This window comes from Psychroflexus lacisalsi, assembly GCF_020164495.1.
Classification (GTDB): Bacteria; Bacteroidota; Bacteroidia; order Flavobacteriales; family Flavobacteriaceae; genus Psychroflexus; species Psychroflexus lacisalsi.
Genome location: NZ_JAIQYZ010000001.1, coordinates 1201714 through 1225505, shown reverse-complemented (window position 1 = coordinate 1225505; position 23792 = coordinate 1201714). Strand labels below are relative to the sequence as shown.

The 23792-nt window shown below is 35.0% G+C and carries 24 protein-coding genes and 1 pseudogene; 16 read left to right on the top strand and 9 right to left on the bottom strand.

Annotated elements, in window-relative coordinates; translation table 11 throughout:
* The first annotated feature begins 202 nt into the window (after positions 1-202).
* Positions 203-2611, top strand: coding sequence for a zinc-dependent metalloprotease (locus tag LB449_RS05695; RefSeq protein ID WP_224454104.1), 2409 nt, complete (start codon positions 203-205; stop codon positions 2609-2611).
* Positions 2612-2820: 209 nt separating this feature from the next.
* Entirely contained in the window at positions 2821-3231 is a 411-nt protein-coding gene (locus tag LB449_RS05690; protein ID WP_224454103.1) for a lipocalin-like domain-containing protein, read from the top strand.
* Between the two features lie 165 nt (positions 3232-3396).
* Here LB449_RS05690 and LB449_RS05685 read toward each other — a convergent pair whose 3' ends face one another.
* Positions 3397-3894 (bottom strand): DUF4494 domain-containing protein, encoded by a 498-nt coding sequence (locus tag LB449_RS05685; RefSeq protein WP_224454102.1) that lies wholly within the window; start codon positions 3892-3894, stop codon positions 3397-3399.
* A gap of 292 nt (positions 3895-4186) precedes the next feature.
* Between LB449_RS05685 and LB449_RS05680 the strand changes: the two genes are divergently transcribed.
* The 11 genes and pseudogenes from LB449_RS05680 to nhaA all read left to right on the top strand — a co-directional run bounded on the left by LB449_RS05680 (position 4187) and on the right by nhaA (position 12611).
* A complete protein-coding gene (locus LB449_RS05680; RefSeq protein WP_224454101.1) occupies positions 4187-5170 on the top strand; it encodes a DNA topoisomerase IB in 984 nt (327 codons plus the stop codon).
* 380 nt (positions 5171-5550) lie between these two features.
* Complete coding sequence (locus LB449_RS05675) at positions 5551-6543, top strand: 2-hydroxyacid dehydrogenase (RefSeq protein ID WP_224454100.1); 993 nt, start codon at positions 5551-5553, stop codon at positions 6541-6543.
* Between the two features lie 185 nt (positions 6544-6728).
* Positions 6729-6941 (top strand): hypothetical protein, encoded by a 213-nt coding sequence (locus tag LB449_RS05670; RefSeq protein ID WP_224454099.1) that lies wholly within the window; start codon positions 6729-6731, stop codon positions 6939-6941.
* Complete coding sequence (locus LB449_RS05665) at positions 6922-7095, top strand: hypothetical protein (protein WP_224454098.1); 174 nt, start codon at positions 6922-6924, stop codon at positions 7093-7095. Before LB449_RS05670 ends, LB449_RS05665 begins: the two co-directional genes overlap by 20 nt.
* Complete coding sequence (locus LB449_RS05660) at positions 7088-7543, top strand: hypothetical protein (protein ID WP_224454097.1); 456 nt, start codon at positions 7088-7090, stop codon at positions 7541-7543. Before LB449_RS05665 ends, LB449_RS05660 begins: the two co-directional genes overlap by 8 nt.
* The gene (locus LB449_RS05655; protein WP_224454096.1) at positions 7543-7716 is read left to right on the top strand and encodes a hypothetical protein; all 174 of its coding nucleotides are present in this window, start codon (positions 7543-7545) and stop codon (positions 7714-7716) included. The genes LB449_RS05660 and LB449_RS05655 overlap by 1 nt, the downstream gene beginning before the upstream one ends.
* A gap of 373 nt (positions 7717-8089) precedes the next feature.
* Positions 8090-8401 (top strand): hypothetical protein, encoded by a 312-nt coding sequence (locus tag LB449_RS05650; RefSeq protein ID WP_224454095.1) that lies wholly within the window; start codon positions 8090-8092, stop codon positions 8399-8401.
* 583 nt (positions 8402-8984) lie between these two features.
* Positions 8985-10106, top strand: a pseudogene (locus LB449_RS05645) (AI-2E family transporter).
* Positions 10096-10461: a cupin domain-containing protein gene (locus LB449_RS05640; protein WP_224454094.1), complete on the top strand. Its 366-nt coding sequence runs from the start codon at positions 10096-10098 to the stop codon at positions 10459-10461. The pseudogene LB449_RS05645 and the gene LB449_RS05640 overlap by 11 nt, the downstream one beginning before the upstream one ends.
* Positions 10462-10474: 13 nt before the next feature.
* On the top strand, positions 10475-11119 hold the full coding sequence (locus tag LB449_RS05635) for a hypothetical protein (RefSeq protein ID WP_224454093.1): 645 nt from the start codon (positions 10475-10477) through the stop codon (positions 11117-11119).
* Positions 11120-11294: 175 nt separating this feature from the next.
* The gene (nhaA, locus tag LB449_RS05630) at positions 11295-12611 is read left to right on the top strand and encodes a Na+/H+ antiporter NhaA (protein WP_224454092.1); all 1317 of its coding nucleotides are present in this window, start codon (positions 11295-11297) and stop codon (positions 12609-12611) included.
* A 697-nt stretch (positions 12612-13308) separates the two neighbouring features.
* Here nhaA and LB449_RS05625 read toward each other — a convergent pair.
* The 3 genes from LB449_RS05625 to LB449_RS05615 all read right to left on the bottom strand — a co-directional run bounded on the left by LB449_RS05625 (position 13309) and on the right by LB449_RS05615 (position 16586).
* Positions 13309-13515: a helix-turn-helix transcriptional regulator gene (locus LB449_RS05625; protein ID WP_224454091.1), complete on the bottom strand. Its 207-nt coding sequence runs from the start codon at positions 13513-13515 to the stop codon at positions 13309-13311.
* Positions 13505-13987: a hypothetical protein gene (locus LB449_RS05620; protein ID WP_224454090.1), complete on the bottom strand. Its 483-nt coding sequence runs from the start codon at positions 13985-13987 to the stop codon at positions 13505-13507. Before LB449_RS05620 ends, LB449_RS05625 begins: the two co-directional genes overlap by 11 nt.
* Positions 13988-14168: 181 nt before the next feature.
* A complete protein-coding gene (locus LB449_RS05615) occupies positions 14169-16586 on the bottom strand; it encodes a S9 family peptidase (RefSeq protein WP_224454089.1) in 2418 nt (805 codons plus the stop codon).
* Between the two features lie 142 nt (positions 16587-16728).
* Here LB449_RS05615 and LB449_RS05610 point away from each other — a divergent pair, with 142 nt between their 5' ends.
* The 3 genes from LB449_RS05610 to LB449_RS05600 all read left to right on the top strand — a co-directional run bounded on the left by LB449_RS05610 (position 16729) and on the right by LB449_RS05600 (position 19419).
* Positions 16729-18363, top strand: a complete 1635-nt coding sequence (locus LB449_RS05610; protein WP_224454088.1) for a family 16 glycosylhydrolase — start codon at positions 16729-16731, stop codon at positions 18361-18363.
* A 207-nt stretch (positions 18364-18570) separates the two neighbouring features.
* Positions 18571-19005 carry a hypothetical protein gene (locus LB449_RS05605; protein WP_224454087.1) on the top strand — a complete coding sequence of 145 codons (435 nt, stop codon included), beginning with the start codon at positions 18571-18573 and terminating at the stop codon, positions 19003-19005.
* 12 nt (positions 19006-19017) lie between these two features.
* On the top strand, positions 19018-19419 hold the full coding sequence (locus LB449_RS05600; RefSeq protein WP_224454086.1) for a glycosyl transferase family 90: 402 nt from the start codon (positions 19018-19020) through the stop codon (positions 19417-19419).
* 9 nt (positions 19420-19428) lie between these two features.
* Here the strand turns inward: LB449_RS05600 and LB449_RS05595 are convergent, their stop codons facing one another.
* The 5 genes from LB449_RS05595 to LB449_RS05575 all read right to left on the bottom strand — a co-directional run bounded on the left by LB449_RS05595 (position 19429) and on the right by LB449_RS05575 (position 23663).
* Positions 19429-19854: a DUF4829 domain-containing protein gene (locus LB449_RS05595; protein ID WP_224454085.1), complete on the bottom strand. Its 426-nt coding sequence runs from the start codon at positions 19852-19854 to the stop codon at positions 19429-19431.
* A gap of 47 nt (positions 19855-19901) precedes the next feature.
* The gene (locus LB449_RS05590; RefSeq protein ID WP_224454084.1) at positions 19902-20690 is read right to left on the bottom strand and encodes a dienelactone hydrolase family protein; all 789 of its coding nucleotides are present in this window, start codon (positions 20688-20690) and stop codon (positions 19902-19904) included.
* 55 nt (positions 20691-20745) lie between these two features.
* Positions 20746-21459, bottom strand: a complete 714-nt coding sequence (locus tag LB449_RS05585; RefSeq protein ID WP_224454083.1) for a DUF3307 domain-containing protein — start codon at positions 21457-21459, stop codon at positions 20746-20748.
* Positions 21456-22055 carry a SatD family protein gene (locus tag LB449_RS05580; protein ID WP_224454082.1) on the bottom strand — a complete coding sequence of 200 codons (600 nt, stop codon included), beginning with the start codon at positions 22053-22055 and terminating at the stop codon, positions 21456-21458. The genes LB449_RS05585 and LB449_RS05580 overlap by 4 nt, the downstream gene beginning before the upstream one ends.
* A 141-nt stretch (positions 22056-22196) precedes the next feature.
* Positions 22197-23663 (bottom strand): SLC13 family permease, encoded by a 1467-nt coding sequence (locus LB449_RS05575; protein ID WP_224454081.1) that lies wholly within the window; start codon positions 23661-23663, stop codon positions 22197-22199.
* Between the last annotated feature and the right edge of the window lie 129 nt (positions 23664-23792).

Sequence of the window (23792 nt, the reverse complement as noted above, 5' to 3'; positions counted from 1 at the left end):
TATGAATTTCAATTTATTAGTTTCAAGTATTTTCAAAACTAAATACTATAAAATTGTAGATAATCGACTCTTATTTTTAAATCAAAATGAATCGTATAAAGAAACATTCAACTTTTTAAGACAATCACCAAATGTTATTTCAACTAAATCTTATATTCGGAGTTGTTATTCATAAAAGATTCGACTTCTAAAAATAAAAACCATGAAAACCCTTTTTGCTCTCCTCATTCTATTTGTAAGCATTTCATCTACAGCTCAAGACTTTGAAACCTTAAAGGATAAAGAAGAACTCACTAAACAGGAAGGTTACTTCAACTTTTGGTATTCTGAAAAAGAAGATAAGATTTATTTAAAAGTGGATCAACTCGACCAAGAGTTTATTTATGTGCATTCGTTAACCAGTGGTTTGGGCTCCAACGATATTGGATTGGATAGAGGTCAATTGGGCGGTACAGCCATTGTCAAGTTTCAACGCGCCGGAAACAAACTCCTACTCCTGCAACCCAATCAGGATTACAGAGCTATCACAGATAATGAATCAGAACGCCGAAGTGTAGAGCAGGCTTTTGCCAAATCGGTTTTATTTGGCTTTGAGATTAAAGACGAAAGCGAAGGTGCTTTTCTTATCGATTTCACGCCTTTTTTAATGCAGGATGCTCATGGTGTCGCCAGACGATTGAAACAACAAAGACAAGGGACTTATAAATTAGATAAAACCAAAAGTGCCCTGGCTATGCAGCGCACCAAAGCATTTCCTAAAAATTCAGAATTTGAAGCTTTATTAACCTTTACAGGTGAACCTGAGGGCAGAAATATTCGCTCTGTAGCTCCGGACGCTTCCAACCTGAGTGTAATTCAGCATCATAGTTTTGTAGAATTGCCAGATGAGGATTATGATAAAAGAGAATTTGACCCTAGAAGTGGTGCTAACTTTATTTCGTATCAGGATTATTCAACACCCATTTACGAGCCGTTAACCAAACGTTTCATCACGCGTCATCGCTTAGAAAAAAAGAATCCCGATGCTGAAGTTAGCGAAGCCAAAGAACCTATTATCTATTATCTGGACCCAGGAGCTCCAGAACCAGTAAAGTCAGCTTTGCTAGATGGAGCCAGATGGTGGAACCAAGCTTTTGAAGCCATTGGATACAAAAATGCTTTTCAGGTTGAGATGCTTCCCGAAGAAGCAGATCCTATGGACTTGCGCTACAACATGATCCAATGGGTACACCGCTCTACTCGTGGGTGGAGTTATGGCGCCAGCGTAAGAGACCCGAGAACAGGCGAAATTTTAAAAGGTCACGTGAGTTTAGGCAGCTTAAGGATTCGCCAGGATTTTATGATTGCTCAGGCTTTAATGAATCAACCTTTTAAAACTTCAGATGATAATTACGAGCCTATGTTAGAAATGGCTTTGGCACGAATCCGACAATTATCGGCCCACGAAGTAGGACACACCCTTGGGTTTGCCCATAACTTTGCGGCTAGTGCAAATGGGATGACAAGCGTAATGGATTATCCTCACCCTAACTTAAAACTAAAAAATAATCAAATCGATTTCTCCGAAGCTTATGACACCAACATAGGTGAATGGGATAAAGTCACTGTAGCTTATACTTATGGGGAAGGCGATAATTCTCAAACAGAAAAACAATATTTAGATGCTGTTTTAAAACAAGCTGAAACCGATGGTTTTCAATTCATTAGCGATTCAGATGCACGTCCTCAAGGCGGAGCGCATGCCTATGCGCATTTATGGGATAATGGTGAAAATGCCACAGAAGAACTAAATCGGGTTTTGGAACTTAGGAATTCTGCTATCTCATATTTTTCATTGGATAATATACAAACCGGTGAGGCTTATTCAGTTTTAGAAGATGTGTTTGTCCCTTTGTATTTCTTTCATCGCTATCAAACTGAGGCTACAGCAAAACTAATAGGCGGTTTAGATTATAATTATGCTACCAAAGGAAGCAATTTAAAACCTGTAGAAGTCCTTTCAACATCAGATCAGAAAAAGGCGCTCGAAGCCATCTTAAAAACGCTGGATGCTCAGACTTTGGCCATCCCAGAGCAAATTTTATCCTTATTTCCTCCACGGGCCTTTGGATTTTCCAGAAGTCGCGAATCTTTCAAAAGCAATACGGGCGTGAGTTTCGATGCTTTAGGCGCAGCTGCTACTGCCAGTGACATGAGCTTAGGTTTGTTGCTGCACCCAGAACGCGCTAACCGGTTGATTCAACAAAAATCTTTAGATAAGTCCAATTTGAGTTTAGAAAAAGTGTTAGAGGAATTGGTAAAAAACACCTTTGAAAAACAGCAAAAATCCAGTTATCAAACTGAAGTCCAAAATACCATCAACTTCAATGTCTTAAAACATCTGATGAACTTATCCGCCAGTCAACAAAGCATCCCACAAACCAAAGCACTGGCAAACGCTACTTTAAATCAATTAAAAATTCGCTTTATTAAGGATAACACCTCCTTATCCAGAGAAATGTATTACCGCATAGAGCAATTTATGGAAGAGCCAGAAAAATTTGAAGTCATCCCCTCTCCTTCCATTCCCGATGGTAGTCCGATTGGGAATTTCCAATGTTTAAACGAATGAATGCAGGAGTTTTTTTTAAACTGAATTTGCCCTAGATGGCTTTAAGATTTTACAATACATTGCTTAAAACTTAAAAGATCTCTTAATCATCCAGTTTGGTGAGGAAAACTACTGAAGGTGGAAAGAAAGATTTTAAATCACGAGTAAATCAAAATTAGGATTCAGAAAAATAAAATCTAAAATAATGAGTTTATGACTAAACTTAAGTCATGAAAAAAATCATCATACTATTTTTAGTACTGATTTGCCTTCCATTTTCGATTTCAGCACAAAGTATTGATCTTAAACCTTCCAAATTAGAATCCATATTATGCAAGCAATGGACCATTGAATTTGCTAAAATGGGTGACATAGAACTTACAGAAGTCCCTGACACACTAGATTTCAACCTGAAATTCAACTCAAATGGCACCTATGAAGTCAAATCCTCAAACGATGACAACAGCAGCGGAACCTGGGCTTATGATAAAGACAAAGGAACTGTAGAGCTCGAAGCTGCGGGAAATGTAAAATTTACGATCAAATCGATTTCGAAAGATAAGCTTATCATCAACCTGGACTTAGGGGAAGATGCACCTCTAGGATTATCCAATCTTGAATTGCACTTTAAGCCCTCTTAAGTAATCTGGATTTTTTCTGACTTAAATAATCCTCGCTCGATTTTAAAAATAGCGTAAACCTTACTTTTAGTCTTTCAAATTGTCAAAATAAAAGCTCTTGATATAAGAAAAGCAACAGAATTAATCCTGTTGCTTTTTTAGTATTAATCCTCTACTCTATTAAGATTAACTCTCCTGTTTTTCAGTTTCAGCAGATGCTATCACATTGAATTTTTCTAGTTGTTCTTCTTCTCCAGTAAAGTATGGGAAGACATCCAAAATTGGGGATTCTGTAATCGAAGGAATCGAATAATCGCCAGTAGTTCCTTCCAGTGCCTGATTGGTATTTTCGAAGGCTTCTTTAACATCATTGGCCTGAACCAGCAAATAGATATTTGTTTTTCTCTCTTTTCCGCTTTCTTCATCCAGGGCGATAAGGGAAACTTTGGATTTGAACCAGCGATCTGAATTTTCAAACGGATGCACTTCAGAAAAATTAGCCACTTTTATGTTCATGATTCGGAATTCCTCTTCAGTAAGAGTTTTCATCTCTTCATTGATTCTAGCTTCAGCTTCAGTGAAAGATACCGCGTCTAGCAGATAGGTATCCGTGCTTATTTTCTTTTCTCCAGTGTCCTGTGTTTTTCTGTATTTCACCTTACATTCAAACCAAATTACGCTCATATCATTGTTTTATTAAGAGCGTCAAAAATAGGTTTTTTGTTCAGCCTCAGAACTAAAGAAAAAGCTAGATATTCAAAATTTCTTATCCATTTTTATAACCTATTAGCTCTCAATAATTAGCGATTTTAGGATTCAGAAACTTTAACTATTGGAAGAAATATTCAGATATGATCTAGTTGTCTGTAAGCCATCATATCATTTTTGGAAGGATCAACTCAGAAATAATTTAAAAGGCTATTTTTATAAATGATTTCAGTAATAAAGTCAGAAGAAATTATCATCAATTCACAGCATGTTTTACAGATATAAAAAGGGAAGAGGCTTTACTTATCAGGATGAGAAAGGAAAAACTGTTGGTGATAAGAAATTACGAAAGTGGTTTGAATCCCTTGTTATTCCTCCAGCCTGGACCGAAGTACAGATTTCTGAAAATAAAAGCGCAGACTTACTTGCGACTGGTCGCGATGCTAAGGAACGCAAACAATACATTTATCATCCTAATTACAGAGCTAGAAGAGAAGCCCGGAAGTTTAACAGGATCGTCGCTTTTGCGGATCAGCTGGAACATATGAGACGTGTAACTGGCCAGCATCTTCGTCATGAGGAAAATACCAGAAACCGTGTAATGGCGACACTGGTAAGACTTCTCGAAACCGCTTTTTTCCGACCTGGAAGTGAAGCCTACTCAAATGAAAACCATAGCTATGGCCTTACTACTCTTCGCAGTAAACACCTAACTGCCGACCAAGATAAAGTGATCTTCTCGTATAACGGAAAATCTGGTAAACGGCAGCAAAAGGAAATTGAAAATGAGAAACTGGTTAGGGTCATCACAGAACTGGACAATATTCCAGGCTACGAAATTTTTAAATATTACGATGAAAGCGGCCAAAAGGTAAACGTGAAGAGTGATGACCTCAATGCCTACATAAGAGAGCATATGGGTGAAGATTTTTCTGCCAAAGACTTTAGAACCTGGTCTGGCAGTATGATTGCGGCTATCGCTTTAAACGAACTTGGAGCAGTAAGTAAAAACGATCAAAAATTACTGGATGAGAACATACGCAAAGCAGTCATTCGTGTGTCGGAAAAATTGGGGAATACGCCGGCTGTTGCGAGAGATTCTTATATAGACCCCAGGATAATCGATGAATATATCGAGGGCAAAACCTTGAATTATTTCAAAAATGAAATCGATAAGTTGCTGGATTCTGTGGAAAGCCTCTCCAGAGAGGAAGTAGGAGTTTTATATCTACTCAAAAACGAACTAGATTAATGCATAAACCCACATCTAATGCAAAGAAAAACGTCTTGAAAAAAAAATGAATTAGCATAAACGCGTAATTTTAAAATCAACAGACCTGTTAAATTAATACCTAACAATGAAAAATACTTAACTCTATTATTTATCCATTTTGGCACCACTTATATTCATTATCTGGTTAATTAAAATAAACATAATAAGTTCTTTAGTTTTTGTTGTGCTCTTAGTTGTGTATGCTTTTATCTTTAGACCTTACGTTGACGATAAACGCCTTGCAGAAAAAATATAATTCAAGAAAAAGACATCTGGAAAATCAATCACATGAGTAATTCTTTTAAATATTTTAAAGAACTTTACCTCAAGTAAAATTATTTCCTCTTATAATAAAACCTATGAAAATTGCCGTTTTTAGTTCAAAACCTTACGATCGCCGCTACTTCGAAACCTATAATAAAGATTACAACTACGAACTATCGTTTTTTGACACTAATCTCAATGCGCAAACCTCCAATCTTACACAGGACTTTGATGTGGTCTGCGTATTCGTCAACGATCAACTCGGTAAGGAAGTCATAAAGGCATTGGCTAACAATGGTGTAAAATTAATTGCCCTGCGTTGTGCCGGGTTTAATAATGTAGATCTGGAGGCAGCAGAGCAATACGGGATAAAAGTCACACGAGTTCCTGCTTACTCTCCGCAAGCGGTTGCAGAACACGCCCTGGCACTTATATTAACACTCAATCGCAAAACCCATAAAGCCTATAACCGCGTCAAAGAAGGTAATTTTTCACTGGATAACCTTATTGGTTTTAATGTCTACAACAAAACCGTTGGTGTTATAGGAACAGGAAAAATTGGACAAGCCTTTTGCAAAATTATGCTTGGACTAGGTTGTAAAGTTTTGGCCTATGATGTTACTCCACAAGGCGCATTGGAAGAGGCTGGAGTCACTTACGTCACTCTGGAAGAACTTTACAAAGGCTCAGACATTATCTCACTGCACTGCCCTTTATTGCCGGCTACTCAGCATTTGATCAACGATAAAAGTATCGCTCAGATGAAAACTCAGGTGATGATTATCAATACCAGCCGCGGTGGATTGATCAACACAGAGGACGTGGTCAAAAATCTAAAAGACAGGAAAGTTGGCTATCTTGGCATCGATGTCTATGAACAAGAAGAAAATGTATTTTTTGAAGACAAGTCCGAGCAAATTATAGAGGACGACACCTTATTGAAGTTAATAAGCTTTCCAAACGTCTTAATCACTTCACATCAGGCTTTTTTGACCAGTGAAGCACTTACTGAGATTTCAAAAACCGTATTCTCAAACATCTATGAATTTGTGAATAACCAATCGCTTACCAATGAAGTGAAGCAATAATATATCTCAATTTTTATTCTGAATTTGCCACTGCTGAATTTCAGGATATAAGATGCATTGCTTTATGCAAAACGTCAACTTAAAAGACCCAGTTGGCTAAGATGAATTACTGAAGGTTTTGAGGAAAATTGAAATAAATTTTTAATTTTAAACTTACTTATTTAATTTACTACTTGATTTTAAGAATGAATACAAAAACAAAAAGACTACTCATCGCATTTTTTATAGGAGGAACTGTCTCTGCTGGAATTATGGCGGGCTTTGATTATTTTGATGGATTAGAGTTTAGAACTCAAAGATTCTTTTTCAACTTCTTTTTCATAGGAGGTGTCTTAGGGTTTATAATGAATAATAGTGTTAAACATAAAAAGACCAAAAATGAAAAGACTGCTCAATAGTAAAGTTCTTTCAAACCTCCTATGGATGGTGTTTGGAACTATGGGTGTTTTAATTTATTACCCAAAACAGGAGTATTGGATTGCTGGACTTATGGTAATAATTGCGACACTTTATGCAATCAAATTAGTAAAATCTATCAGAAAAAATGCATAGGATACACTTTGATAAAATATCTGGAGATTGGGTTAGAATAGCATTGTTGATAGCTTCAGCTTTATGCATTTTAATAGGCTACGGGATGATTTTCAACTACGAAAATGGGCTTATATCCGCCTTGGGGTTCTTGATACAAATTGTTTTATTCAGCAAAATCTTTTGGTACAAAAATTTTGTGCAATGGAACCAAAAAGGAATTGTTGTTAAAACCAATCTAATAAAAAGCAAAAACATCAGTTTTGAGGATATAGAAACCATTATTGCTCAGCAAGAGTCCATCATTATCGAGTTACTCCATAAAACAGATAAAAAGATAAATCTTAAGGAGATCCACGATGACGATAAAAATCGGCTGATCAGAATTTTGGTTGAAAATTCAAATGCAAAGTATATAGACGAGTGTTCCAATGCGCAAATGCTTGAAAATTCTAAACTAATAAAATAATGAACAAAACAATATTCGATATCGTTTTCATAATACTAGCTGCTGGATTTCTCATACTTTGGGCAGAGTATGGCGAAGCGGAGACCTATTTAGTATTTTCATTTATTCCTCTTTTAGTAGCCTATCAACTTGGAAAATATTCAGAAAAAAGATCAAAAAATAGACCCAGTTAATAATTATCATGAATCTTAGCTCTTGCAGGACTTTTCGCAATTTATAGCTAATCTATTTGAAGCTACTACCAGACTCTTTCGACTTAACTGATAGTAATTGAATTTGTTTTATTCAATTCTTTGAAAACCTCTATTATTACAATTCTTTTGAAAATTCTAAAGATTTTATCAAACTGTTTCATTAAATAAATTTTTAATTTGATTAATTTTATAGACATAATCTCATAGCATGATCTATCACAAATCAATATTTTATTCTATTCTATTTTTTTTGATAGTTTCCTGCAGTGATGACGATAAGGTCTGTAAGTACAACTTGATAGACACCATAAGCTTAGAAGAACAATATAGGTGCTCAAACACCAAATTTAATATGGACATTGATTTGTCAAACGAATTCAAAGTCATCACCAATCAATCTGATTTTGACCAGCAAGTTTCCGGAGATTGTCAACCTGAAATTGATTTTGAAACTTACGACTTAGTCATCGGCAAAGCAGAGCTGCCAAGCGGTAATGATTCCATTGATTATCAATACATTGATAATTGCAAAGCCAATACATTTGTATTAAAAATTACTTTTATTCAAAACGAAACCTTTATAGCTCCGAATTTAACTTATCATCAACTGGTGCCAAAATTAAGAGGGAATGCCCTTATCGATGTACAAATCGTACTAGATTGAGCATTATTCAATGGAAAGCCAGTAGTTTCCAGAATTTGATTTTTTGATCTGGAAGCCAATCGGTAAGAAAATGTCAGCATCAAAGAAAAACACATTTTCATAAAATCTGGTTAATCGACTCTAAAATATATACCGAAGAATTTCCAAAACTAAATGATTTTATAAATCAATGTAAAGGCAAAGACATCTTATTTAATAGCTTGGCCTTAGACACAAAGGCTCAGCTTAAAAAGTTTCTTCAAGACACAGACTTTAAATACAAAGTCATTCCAAATCTGACTAACTTTATTAATCATACATTTCAAGCTCAAATTTATCCAAAGCACTACTCATTAAATAAGCAAGGAATCCTATAAAAAGTGGATAATCAAAGTTTAAGAACTATTGAGTATTACAAGTCAACTAAACATTAAATCAATTAACCATAAGATCCTTTCCCGGAAATTAAATTTTATGTTGACTGCTTAAGGATTTTAGATCCGAAATTAGAAAAGTATAAATTTAGAATCACTAATTTTACTCGCTAAAATAAATACTGAAATAGGATTTAAATTAATAGAAAGTCCTTAAAACAAATAATTTCATGAAATTATCCTTTCAAAAGTCATTTTTTACCATGGCTTTCATCGCCACTTTTATTGCTTTCCTAGTGATAGCTAAATCAATTTTAGTTCCTCTCGGTATAGCATTGATTTTAGCCTTTATTTTATATCCAGTGCATAAAAAATTGATAGGTTGGGGATTTGGAAATATCTTATCTGGATTTATATCAATTTTAGTATTAGCATTGGTAATTGGTGGCGGACTCACTTTTTTCTCAGCAGAAATCATAGCATTATCCGATGAGATTAATAATTTTGGTTCTAAACTTTCCAACCTTTACACCGACATCATTATTTACATCAATAAAAATGTAACTCTAGTAGATCAACTCAATGAAGATGATCTACTTAATGATTTAACAACCTGGTTAAAAAATTCTGCAGGAGCAGTTCTGGGAGGAACTTTTAGTAGCACCGCCAATTTCTTAACCGGATTGATTACCATGTTTATTTACCTGTTTTTGTTCCTGATCTATAACAAAGGTTTAGTAAAAGCATTTATGAAATTCTCTCCAGCAGATAAAAAAAATCAGTTTTTCAACATGTTAAAAGGTGTACAGCAGGTTGGTCAAAAATATTTATCTGGCATGCTAATCTTGATTTTAATTTTGGGAACACTCAACAGTATTGGCCTTTGGATTATTGGAATAGACAGCCCTTTTTTATTTGGTTTTTTGGCAGCATCTTTATCTATCATTCCTTACATAGGTACAACTCTGGGTGCAACAATCCCCGTAATGTATGCTTTCATGTCAAATGATCAATTATAGGTTCCTATAGCAGTAGCTATTTTGTTCTGGTTTGTTCAATTACTAGAAGGTAACTTTTTGAATCCTAAAATTGTGGGAAGTAGTGTCAATGTAAATGCCTTTGCTGCCATTCTAAGTCTGATCATTGGAGCAAGCGTTTGGGGAGTAGCTGGCATGGTATTGTTCTTACCTTTTGCAGCCATGCTAAAAGTGGTATGCAAAGAATATGAACAGTTACAAGCACTTGGCTTATTAATTGGAAACGACAATTTTGTAGAAAAGAAAAAGAATAAGAAAAATATTTTTAAACGATTAAAAGAAAAATTAATCAATAACAATTCCTGTGAAAATTAAACCCGTAAGCCTTCAAGAAAAATTTAATTCCTTTTCGGATTTTTGGAATCCCAAAATCGTAGGAGAACTCAATGGGCAACAGGTCAAAATTGCCAAATTCAAAGATGAGTTCATCAGTCATCAACACGATCATGAAGATGAATTATTTCTAGTCATAGAAGGGCAAATCACGATAGAAATCGAGAATGAAGCTCACGAAATTAACGCTGGAGAGTTTATTATTGTTCCCAAAGGAACTCCACATAAACCATCGGCTGTAGGTGAAGCCAAAGTCTTAATGTTTGAGCCTAAATCTACCTTGAATACTGGTAATACTGAAAATGAGTTAACAGTCAAAAAACTAGATAAAATTTAAACATCCTTAAGTTATGAAAAACATACTCCTTGTTCTTATACTTGCTGTAGCTTTTCCCGCTCAATCTCAAAATCCGTTGGACCTCATCAACGCAGGAAACGCCATTGCAAAGGATACAGATCCTATTCCATTAGAAAAACGCTGGTTTTCACATATTGATATGAGCTTTGCAATTGCAAATTCAATTGAATATAGTTACAAACGACTTGATGAAAATAATAGAATCGTAAGTGGAAGTCAGGAAGAATTGGAAAATAAAGTTGGATATGATATCCTGTATAGTTACAGCTATCCTATTTTCAAGAAGTTTACTTTAGGAGGAATTGGGGGTCTTCAGCACCAGGTTCAGCAAAGTATTACAGCCCTTAAAGCTGGAGCCATCATGAGATATCATTTTGTAGATTATGAAAGTGTAAATCTCAATTTTATGCTTGCTGGAAATATTGCCTTGAATGAAAAAATAGATAGCAATTTTGCCAACCTTCGCCTTGGACTTCAATTCCCGATTACAACTATAGACGGTTTCGTTATAAATTTGAATGTCTTTGGAGATTTTAACGATTTCATTTTTAATGAAAGCATTTTGGAAGGCGTCAATGATGATCCTATGAGTATTGTTTATCGCTCATATGGATTTAGTTTGGGAATTCAATTCTAAACGTTCAACTGGTTGTTATCATAAAACTTTAAAAAGTATAGTTTTATTACTGTTTAAGGCAGAATTAAAATGTTATTAATACTTCTAAAAAACCAATTTTTATCATATTTCATTAAAGTTTTAGTGTCTAACTTAGAGTTTTTTCAATTTCAAATCTTGTCAAAGGAAATTCTTTATGAAAAAATCAAACCTGGATACTCATCTAGTTCTTCCTATCAAGAACTTCATACAGAAAAAAACTTCAGTTGGGTTTCTGCTTATCGCTTCTGCTTTTTTAGCATTAATCATTGCCAACTCACCATTGTCGGATCACTATCATAATTTCTGGAAAAATTATCTATACATAGGATTTGACGATTTCGTCATTAAGAAGAACCTTCTGCATTGGATAAATGATGGGTTAATGTCAATTTTCTTTTTTCTGATAGGCCTAGAGCTAAAACGAGAGTTTTTGCACGGTCAGCTCACAAGCTTCAAAAAAGCAATTTTACCTGTCTCTGCGGCCATTGGTGGGATGCTTGTACCTGCCTTGATATATTTTAGCTTCGCACAAAATACAGATGCTGTGGCAGGGTGGGGAATTCCTATGGCCACAGATATAGCTTTTGCACTCGGAGTGATCTACCTTTTGGGAGATAAAGTACCTATTTCACTTAAAATATTTTTGACTGCTATTGCCATCGTCGATGATCTTGGAGCAGTTTTAGTCATTGCTTTTTTCTACACGTCAGACATATCCATGCTTAACCTTGCATTAGGTGGTGGATTTCTATTAATCCTTTTTTTAGCAAACAAGTTGGGCGTCCGAAATACAATTTTCTATGCCATATTTGGAATTGGTGGTCTATGGCTTGCCTTTTTACTCTCTGGGGTACATGCTACAATTGCAGCTGTTTTAGCAGCCTTCACAATTCCCTCAAATGAAAGGATAAGTTCCAAACTTTTTTTAAGGAAAGCCAGTCAATTGTCTTACAAAATCAAAACGGTTTTCAAAGAAAAAGAACACGAAGTGGATATTGCAGAAAACATTGAAAAGTTCTCCATGCTATCAGATGATGCCACTGCACCTCTACACAGGCTTGAGAAAACCTTGAGTCCTTTTGTCAACTTTATTGTTCTGCCTCTTTTTGCTTTTGCAAACGCAGGAGTAACAATAAATCAGGAGGCGTTCACTAACTTTTTTAATCCGGTAACTCTGGGAGTGATATGTGGACTGCTTGCAGGAAAAGTAATTGGAATAATGTTGCTGACCAAACTGATGGTGTTTTTCAAAATAAGTTTTCTCCCTGAAGGAGTAACATTCAAACATGTTTTTGGCATCGGGATTTTAGCATCTATCGGGTTTACAATGTCAATTTTTATAACAGAGTTAGCCTTCGAAAATGAACTTTATAAAACTCAAGCCAAAATAGGAATACTCACAGCTTCAATTATAGCTGGAATCATAGGTTATTTCTACCTCAAACATATTGGAAAAGAAAAGGTAGCTTGATAAAACTTGTCTATTCTGAATTTGATAAAGTTAACTTTAAGCTGGTGAGTAAAGCTTAGTATTTATTCTATAATTATGCGGATGCTTTGATTCAACCTCATTTATAATAATTTCAACTCATTGGATATTTAGAATATAAACTTTGATTAAAATCAATTTAAGAGCCCTTTCAACAATCAACGTAAAAGTTCATGATTAATAAATAAAACCCTTAAGATGAATTACGCAGCAACATACCCCAAACCGCTACATTGAAATTTCCAAATAGATACTTCAGACTTTGAATTAAACGCTTATATTTAAATATTAAATTGATTATTGTACACATTTCTAAAACTCAATTACAGATTTTATCAAAGGTTATATTCGCGATCATTTTCGCCATAATATGGTTTGTAATTAATTATTTATTTGATGATTTGAATACACCAGAAACAGCGATCACCATTATAGAGTCAACAAGAATTATCAGGATTATTATTCTACCACTCCGGAACTGCCTTATGGATATCCCACAAGCATCCTGATTGCATTTTTCTACCGCTTTGGGTCGCACTCATGAATCCAAGAGTTCCTCAAGACATGAAAGCATTAGCAAAAGATCAGCTGAAGCAGGTTGAATAATAGTTTTTCTTCTTTTCTCTGCTGAATTTATCACGCGTTCACTTAATTATCTAGTTGGCGGTAGTAGTATCGCCTAAACCCAATCTGAATCTTCCAAAGTAAAGATTTCGCTAATTTCGACTTCAAAAATTTGAGCTAATTTTAAAGTTAAAACAGTGGAAGGAACATATTTCCCTAATTCCATTGCATTAATTGTTTGCCTACTAACTTTTGCCAATTTTGCTAATTCAGCTTGAGTAATATTCTTTTTGGCTCTTTCGACTTTTATACTATTCTTCATGATAAGCTGATATTTTTAGCTTGGAAATTTGCCAGTTAAATCTAATTATGAAAAATAATAAGACAGTAAACATATTGAATATCATGACCCATAAAAACGAAAAATCATAAATAAGTAAAAACGAAAATATAAGAATTCCGTAATTAAAATAAACTGCCCAAACCAAGGACTCTAATCTAATTTTGGAAATATATTCATCTTCTACATTTTCTTTAGAAAAAGCGACCAGTAAAGAACTGATAATAATTAAAATTCCAAGAATCTCGTTAAGGATATTATTACTGACCGTTCCAAAAAGTTGTTTCTCGTCAGAAAGTGAGAATTTGTCGATAAAAATGGCAGGAACATTGAAATCTAAAAAGGTTGGCTCATAATTATAAATAAGTGTAACTAAACCAATTATTGCGGATGGAATAAGTATAATCCAACCGATTTTTTTAAACTCATTGGGAAATAAAAAATTTAGTTTCATAATAAACAGATTTAATTTTTAATAAATGTAAAGCAAATAAAACTATTAGACAAATAAACTTTACATTTAGTAAAACAAATATTACTAAATCTGAAGGTCTGAAGGTCTAAAGCGAACTAAAACAAAAAAGACCAGAAGTATAAACTCCTAGTCTTTTCTAAAATCAAAATCAGAAGAAATTCTACTCCTCCAGATCTCTGTTTTTAACGTATTTCTCTAGCCATTGATCTTGTTCCCACAACATGTGCATGATGCTTTCCTTGGCGGCATAGCCATGGCTTTCTTTTGGCAACATCACCAATCTCGCAGGAGCTCCAAGACCCTTGAGGGCATTGAAATAACGCTCGCTTTGCATAGGATAAGTTCCAGAATTATTATCGGCTTGACCGTGAATCAATAACAAGGGCGTCTTCATTTTGTGTGCATTCATAAATGGCGACATGGTGTTGTATAAACTTGGAGCTTCCCAATAGTTACGCTCTTCGGACTGAAATCCAAACGGCGTTAAGGTTCTGTTGTAAGCACCGCTACGAGCAATTCCTGCTGCAAACAAATCGGAATGTGATAACAAATTGGCAGTCATAAAGGCTCCGTAGCTATGTCCGCCAACAGCCACTTTATTTCTATCGATATATCCCATTTCATCCACAGCATCAATAGCTGCTTTTGCATTACCTACCAACTGTTCTACAAAAGTGTCGTTGGGTTGATCATCACCAGCTCCAATAATTGGGAAGGCAGTATCATCTAAAACGACGTAGCCTCTATTGACCCAGTAAATTGGCGAGCCATAATAAGGATAAGTAAATTCTTTACTGCTGGAAGTCACTTGAGAAGCAGAGTTCTTGTCTTTGTATTCACGTGGATACGCCCACATGATCATTGGATATTTCTTGCCTTCTTCATAATCCACTGGAAGATACAAAGTAGCTGAAAGCTCTAGACCATCCTCTCTTTTGTAAGTAATTATTTCTTTATGCACATTTTGTAGCGCTTCAAAAGGATTTTTAAAGTCTGTGATTTGCTCTAAACTTCCTTTTTTATAATTTCTGAAATAATAATTTGGATACTGATTACTGCTTTCTAATCGAGTAAGAATGAGTCCTTTTTTAGCATCAATCATATCTACAAAAGACTCTAAATACTCAGATTCTTCCACCTGAAAAATACGCTTGGTCTTTTTGGACTTTAGGTCATATTCATCAACAAAAGGAAATTTTCCTTCTTCAGAATATCCAGCTCCAGTAAGAATCAGTTTTCCTTTCAAAATCTGAAGCACTGATTCATTAAATTTATTTTTGGTAGTTACGAAATCTCCTGGATCGTCATAAGTGTTTTGATAGTTGCGTTCATTGAACACTACATGCTCCTGATCTGGCTGTGAAGGATTAAAAACACTGGTTTTGGAGGTTCTTGTATTCCACCAGTATTCTCTTAAAATCGCAGTTTTATCATCACCCCAGGTAATTCCGGAATAGCGTAATTTAGTTTTAGCTAAAACATTCTTATCTCCGTTATAGGGAGCTTCAAGTTGATAAACCTCGTCTCTGTAGTCTACTTCTTTATTGGCATCGCCTTCATCCAAAGCTTCGACCCAAACCAATGTAGCTGGATGGTCGTTTCTCCAGGACATATTCCGGGGGCCAGTTCTTGTGGACATAAAACCTTTAGGTTGTTCTTCAATCAACGGAATATCTGCTACAAAATGAGCTAAATCACCACTTGATGTGTAAATGTTGTAAGAAGTAGGGAATCTTCCATAAGTCACAATATAAGAGAAAGGCTTTTTGATTTCAGATAACATGACATAGTTTCCATCAGGAGAAAAAGACATACTCCCGAACATAGCTGCTGGCTTCCAAAGTTCTTTATTGCCTTTCAAGTTAACTTTATGAATTGCGGAAGTGGCCAATACTTCAAAATTGAACTCATCGTCTTTGTTGGTTAAAAGATCCTGATACGTTCTATTTTGAGCCTCAACACCCGCTTCATTAACTGAAACCGTTGGTCCTGTAGGTACTTTAAGCCCCGTGTTTATTAAATCTGGTCTATTACTTGGTAAGGTTTTTACCAAAAGAGCTGACTCATCTGGAAACCAACTCAAAGTAGTACCCATGTTTCCATTGACAATTGCAGAAGTTAGTTTACTTCCCGACTTTTTTTTGTAGTCGATAACCCATAATTCATTTCCGGTATCTGTGGTATGTGTAAAGGCGATATAGTTATATTTTGGTGACCAGCTTATGTTTGAGATTTTAGGATTACTAGGTAAACCTTTAATAACGTGTTCTTCCTTTTGTTGTGGGTCAAAAAGTTTTAGGTCGGTATAAAATCGGGTACGACTTGAAATGTTAGTTTTAGGATTTATTCTTAATCCGGCAAGTCTCAATTCGTCTTCAGATAATTCTTCGATGGTTTTGTATTGATTTCGATAAATCAGAACCGCTTTATCTCCCTCTGGGGTAATGCTCATAGAAGGCGTCATTGGGACATTGGCCAACTCCATAATATCTTCATGGGGTTGTTGATAAGTTAAGTCTACCTGACTCCATCCAAAGAGTGGCATGACAAGTCCTAAAAAAATAATTATTTTTTTCATGGTGTTTAAATTTTTATTTGAATCTAAATGTAGTGAAACCCTTTCAATTTCAAAATTTTATAAACCTTTCATCTTCTATCTTTTAACAAGTTTCTTTAATTTTAATAATTTTAGTAAGGCTATATTGCAGAAATTATTTTTTATGATCAGATTATTACTTATTTCGTTACTTATAATATCTAGCACTAGTTCATTTTCTCAAATTTTACAAGACGATTTTGAAGGCAATTCCACTATAACCTGGAATGAAGAAGATATAATTATGACGTTAGATGCTGACAATCCATTCAGTACTAATTCAAGTAATACATCCGGCACTGCATTAAAATATGTAGATAATGGCACTGGTAATTATGCCAACATCTATTTTGATTCATCTAGACCTATTATTTTAGAGGAAAATACCCCTTTTGACTTAATGATATATATTCCTGGATCAAGCATCACAGGAAATCAACCCAATCAGATTTCGTTAAAACTTCAGAATAAGAATCGAAGTGAGCCTTGGACAACTCAGACCGAAATTATAAAATCAGTTACACCCAATAACTGGCAAACCATTACGTTTGATTTTGCTACAGATGATTTTATAAATTATAATGAAAACTCACCAGATCCACTAAGCAGAATTGATTTTAACCGTGTAGTCTTGCAGGTTAATGGTGAAAATAATACCGATGCTGTTACAGCTTATATAGATAACTTTTATTTTGAAGGTGGTGAGGATCCAACTACACCAGGCAACCCAAATGATCCAGGTTATGATCAATTGGTCTGGTCTGATGAATTCAACACCAATGGAACCAATCAACCTTTAAATTCTGAAAATTGGTTCCATCAAACCAAGTTACCTCAAGGAGGTTCATGGTTTAACGGTGAAATACAACATTACACAGACCGTACAGAAAATTCATATGTTGAGAATGGAAAAATGCACCTTGTGGCAAAAAAAGAAACCTTTACCAATCAAGGCGTCACCAAGCAATACACTTCTGCCAGATTAAATTCTAAGTTTGCCTTTACGTATGGAAAAGTGCAAGTGAGAGCAAAGTTACCTACAGGTGTAGGAACCTGGCCAGCGATCTGGATGCTTGGTAAAAATATTACAGAAACCGGTGGATATTGGAGTAATGAAGGTTTTGGAACAACGCCTTGGCCAGCTTGCGGTGAAATTGATATCATGGAACACTGGGGAGACAATCAGAATTATGTATCGAGTGCAATGCATACCCCTTCAAGTTTTGGTGGAACGATTAATACCGCTGGACAGATCGTACCAACCGCTTCAACTGAATTTCATATTTACACACTAGAATGGTATGAAGACAGGATGGTGTTCTCCGTCGACGGAGATGTACACTACACCTACAATCCAACTGTTAAAAATGATCAAACCTGGCCGTTTGACAAAGACCAGTACATTCTTTTGAATACTGCTATTGAGCCGAGTATTGAATCTGGCTTTACAGAAAGTGCAATGGAAATAGATTATGTCAGAGTTTACCAAGAAAGTAGCTTAAGTACAGATGTTGTTGCAAATGAATCAAAATTGACTATTTCACCAAATCCGGTGAATCAATTTACTACGTTGATTAATGAAGGATTTATTAACAATCAAACTCTTGAGGTTTATACCATACAAGGCCGTTTAAAGGATACGTATAGCATAAACGATAAACGAACTAGAATCGATATGTCTGGTTGGTCTGCTGGTGTTTATCTCTTTAAAATTAAAGGTTCAACTAACAATCAAACCTACAAAATCATAAAGCTCTAAATCACTACTACAAGATCTATTTTATAAGATGGGTATGAAATCAAAATGTAATCTTACTAAATAAGTTTGATTTTTTGGATTAAAAAGTAATATGGAATTTAAACGCTTATCTCCAAAACATATAAACAATAAGCTTCTTTATTATTTGAGAAATTATTTTCGTTTTCTATTTCCTACTTTTTTTACCAAAACCGATTAGAAACAAAGTTGAATCTACTTACTGAAAACAATAAAAATCAAATACTAGATAGACTAAATTATTACAACAAACTCGAAGAAGTTCAGAATTTACCCAAGGAGTCTAAAAAACTTTCTGAAATAAATATTAATGAAGATAGCAAAACTTATTTTTTTGATTTTAGAGAATACCATCGCTATTTTAATCAGAAATTAAGGGTAAAATATACTTTCGGTGATATTACAGAGGTTCAAGATTTTCCAACTTTTGTCAAGAGCAGGCCTATAAATAATTCCAACTCAATTTTATTAAAATGGGATAAAGTGCGGCATTTTACGTTTGTAAAGAAAGACAGTAAAAAGTTTTCTAATAAAAAAAATCAACTTGTCTTTAGAGGCAAAGTGCATCCTACACAGCCACATCGAATTAAGTTCATGGAAATGTACAAAACACATTCCATTTGAAATATTGGAAAGGTGAATGCAAATGAATTGCCGGATGAGTGGATTGTTTCCAGAATGACCATCGAGGAACAACTCAACTACAAATTTATCCTTTCTCTTGAAGGTAATGATGTCGCTAGTAACCTGAAATGGGTCATGTCCTCAAATTCCTTAGCAGTAATGCCCAAGCCAAAATTTGAAACCTGGTTTATAGAAGGTAAATTGATTCCGAATTTTCATTACATCTTAATTAAAGACGATTATTCTGATCTTGAGGAATGTCTTAACTATTATATTCAGAATCCAGAGGAAGCTTTACAAATCAATGAAAATGCAAAGGCTTATGTTGCACAGTTTCAAAATAAATTTAATGAAGACTTATTATCTCTTCTCGTGATGAAAAAATACTTCAAAAAGACAAAGCAGTTATTTTGAAATTTATATTTACTTTTTTCTTGTATCCGCTATATAACTGATTTTCCAGCCTTCGTTTGTTTTTAAAAGAGTGATCACATTCGTTCCAGAATGTGATAATTTGTCGTTAACGTAAAAGGAATAGGGCAAAGAAAATTGAGCTAGGTGCTCAGTAAGTAAAGATTCTTTGGATGATATTTTTTCAAAAATTTTAGTCTCTACTGGCATGGATTTAATTCCCCCGATAAAATCGCTGAGCGTTTGAGTTGTCACACTATTTTCTTCACCTAGTTTTATGCTATGAAGTTGCAGATTGTCCAAACATAGTTTTTCCAAACTAACATGATCTTTAGAATTCAAAGCTTCAAAAAAGGAATCTATAACTTCTAAAGGGGTTTGCGCTTGAGTTGTGAAAAAGGCTAAGCTTAAAATAAGTGAAAAGGTTATTTTCTTCATGATGTGAGTTTAAGTAGATAATATTCTGTTTTTAAAACAGATTTCATTTAATTCAAAATCTCTAGTAGGTCTTTCCATGCTTGCTCCCTAGCCTGTTTATTTTCTTCTGAAGCTTCCGGCTGTGCTCCACTTCTCATAAAACCATGACCTCCACCTTCGTAAATATTATAGGAATAAAATTTACCTAATGTGTTCATTTGTTCCTCTGTTTTTGGAATTGTGGAATTAACTCTGGCATCATTTCCTCCATAAAATCCATACACAGGGATTTCAATCTTTGCAAGATCTTCCATATCTGTAGAAGCAGTACCATAAAACACAAAAGCTTCCTCCAAATCAGAGTTATGAGTCGCATACCTGAAACTTTGCGAACCGCCCCAACAAAACCCAATGACCGAAACTTCGCCATTACCCGCAGCTATTGATTTAGCATAGTCAAAAGCAGCATTCAAATCTGAGGTGACATGTTTCAGATCCAAATCATAAAGTGCCGTTCTGGCGGCATCAGAATTTTCAAAATCACTGGTTTTAGAAATCTTTTCTGAAGTACTCGACAATAAATCTGGCGCAACTGCTATATACCCCTTTTCTGCCAATTCATCAGCGAAGCGTCTCGCCCAGTCGTTGAGACCTCGATTTTCGTGTATCACGATAAATACTTTTGCTTTTTCAGACACTTCAGGATAAACCACAAAATTATAAAGCGTCTTGCCTTCATTTTCAAGTTCTACCCATTCATGATGTCTTGGCGACTGTTCTAAGACTTCCAAATCAGTTTGAGCTAAAAGAGTAAAACTCATTAATAAAAATGCAATAGTAGTTGTTCTGATATTCATAATTTCTAAGTTTTAACGTAAAATGAAAGTTATTTACTTTATGATTTAGGTGAGACTAAATATAACTAAACATGGTTATACTTCCTAGAGCAATTAAAATCGCTAATCCATAGCTCATGAGTGTTCCAATCAATACGTATTCTGTGAGCTGTCTGTCCTTGGACCTGGATAGATCACTAAATCTAAAAATGGATTTTGCTGCTATCAAAAATCCTATTCCCGCCCAGTAATTCATTATCACAAAGCCTAAGATAAATAAACGCTCCAAAACACCGATGTACCATCCTGCTTTGTGGAGAGCTTCTCCTTCAAGAGTATCGACATCCCATTTGGAGAGCAGCACCTTCATAACCACAGCAGAGACATAAGTGGTAAGTATAAGAGCTAAAACAATAACCAGGAGCATATCCTGATACTTAGTAAAAAAAGTAAAATCAACATTGAAATAAACCCCTATAGTCAAAAGAATGGCTAGCAAGTGTAAAATTTGATCACCTATAAATAAGGGAATTGACGACAGCTTAGGTGTTAGTTTTATCTTCACTATATCGATGAGCAAATGGCTGAAGCTTATACCTATAACATAAGGAAGTAAATCTAGTTTTAAGCCTGTAAATAATAACAAAAGCACTAGATGTATAGCGATATGAAACCAGAAGTATTTTGATCTTAAGCCCTTCTTCTCTTTTTGGACTACCCAGCTATGAGGTTGTAAGACAAAGTCACCTATAACATGAGCTAACAAAAACTTTAGAGCAATCGTGATCATAATTTTGAAACTGAATGGTTATAGAATTCTAGTAATTTTAAAATTTCTTTAAAGCCGGTTTTTTGGAGCGTAAAACTTACCGTGCTCGGAGATTTATCAAGTGTTTTGGCAATTTGCTTCTGGGTATATTCAGGAAATTTTAAAGCAGTTTTCAAAGTTAAAGCATCAATTTTAGTCCAGTTATCAAAGGTTAATAAACCAAGGTCTAGCATTAAATTCAGACTTGAATCCAGCTCCTGATCACCTGTCTCTACAGCAAGACGAGTCGATTTCAGGTTTTCAAAACGATGCCCCGACCTGTAAAAGGCTTCGCCCTGATCCTCTATGATCTTTCCATTAGACCCATTGACCTGACCGATCCCAATTGCCATTCTCACATCAATAGCACTGTGTTCTTTGATGCAGGCCTTTATAAACAATGAGGCCTCCAGTGCCTTGTTGACCTTTGTTTTCAATTGAAAACTATCTCCCCTGAAGATCTCCCAGTCTATAGCATTTTTTCCGTAAGCGTTTAAGGCTTCTTTTAATGTTTCTAACCATTCAGCCGCTTCTCCTTCTCTGGAATTGACGATATCCCCTGTTATAATTGCTACCATAAATCAGCTTAAATATATCAAATATTCGACTAATGTATCAAATTATTACAAATTCGACTCTTAAATCGAATACTAGATAATTCGATCTATATATCGAATACTTAAAGATTCGACTCTTAAATCGAATTCAAAAATGACAATTTATTTCAAAACATCAGGAAATACCAGGCTTTCCAGTTGAAAAACATAAGGCATATAGAAATAAACCACCAAGGCAATAATTGAAATGGAGATCACATTCAGAAGAAAACCTTTTGTGGCCATGTCTGATACTTTTAAATAGTTAGCACCAAATACAATTGCATTTGGCGGCGTAGCCACAGGCAACATAAAGGCACAGGAAGCAGAGAGTGTCACGGCTATCATCAATATATACGGATGTACATCAAAGCTTAAGGCAACGGGAGCCAAAATAGGCAAAAGCATGGCGGTGGTGGCTAGATTGGAAGTTACCTCGGTCAGGAAATTGACCAGCGCGGTTATAATCAGCACTAAGACAATAATGCTAACCCCTTGAAAAAGATTGACCTGACTAGCAATCCAATTGGCCAAACCCGTTTCTACAAAACCTTTGGCTAAAGCCATTCCTCCACCAAACAGAATAATAATTCCCCATGGAATTTTTACGGCTTCGTCCCAGGTTAATAGCTTTCGGTTTCCTTTTTTTGTCGGAATCAAAAACAAAAGAATTGCCGCGCTTATAGCGATGATTGTGTCATCGATTCCAACTAAAATCGTTTCCAGTAAACCTCTAAATATCCAGCCTAAAGCAGCAATCATAAAAACTATCCCCACCCTTTTTTCTTCATACGAAAGCTTTCCAAGTTTTGATAGCATGGTTTGCACTTCTTTTTTTCCACCACTAAATTTCACTCGATTTAATTTAAATGCGAATGAAGTCAAATACTTCCAACATATAAATAATAAGACTAAAGAAACAGGAAGCCCGAATTTCATCCATTCAAAAAAACTGATTTTAATACCATAGGTGTTTTCCAAAACTCCAGCAAACACAAGATTTGGAGGCGTCCCAATGAGTGTAGCAATACCGCCGATAGAGGCGCTATAAGCAATGGAAAGCATCAGTGCTTTAGAAAACAAGGAACTTTGAATAGAATCTTCAAGATTATGATTCTGAATTTGGTTGGCAATAGCAATAGCGATGGGCAACATCATCACCGTGGTAGCTGTATTGGAAATCCACATCGACAAAAAAGCGGTAGCGACCATGAATCCTAAAATAAGGTACGAGGCTTTAGAACCAATTAATTTGATAATTTGTAATGCAATTCTTTTATGAAGATTCCAGCGTTCAATCCCAATTGCCAAAATAAAACCACCAATGTAAAGGAATACATATTTGTGCCCGTATTGCTGAGTCGTTTCTCCGATAGAAAGCACCTCAAGTAAAGGAAAAAGAACAATGGGCAATAATGCTGTAACTGAAATAGGAACAGTTTCTGTCACCCACCATATCGCCATCCAAAGTGTTATTGCCAGAAGATTAAAACCACTTTGAGAAAGATCATTGAGGGGATCCATGAATTGGAATGCAATGAAAACCAAAGGCCCCAGGACTTTATAGAAGTACGTTTTAAACCAATTCAAATGTCAATTGTTTTTAAAATCTAAAACTAAAGATTTTTGTGATTCAAAATTGAACTTTTTAGATTTTGGAATTTACTATAAGCTCTGAAATTATTTGACTTTAAATGTTAAAAGCATTTTGGTTAAATG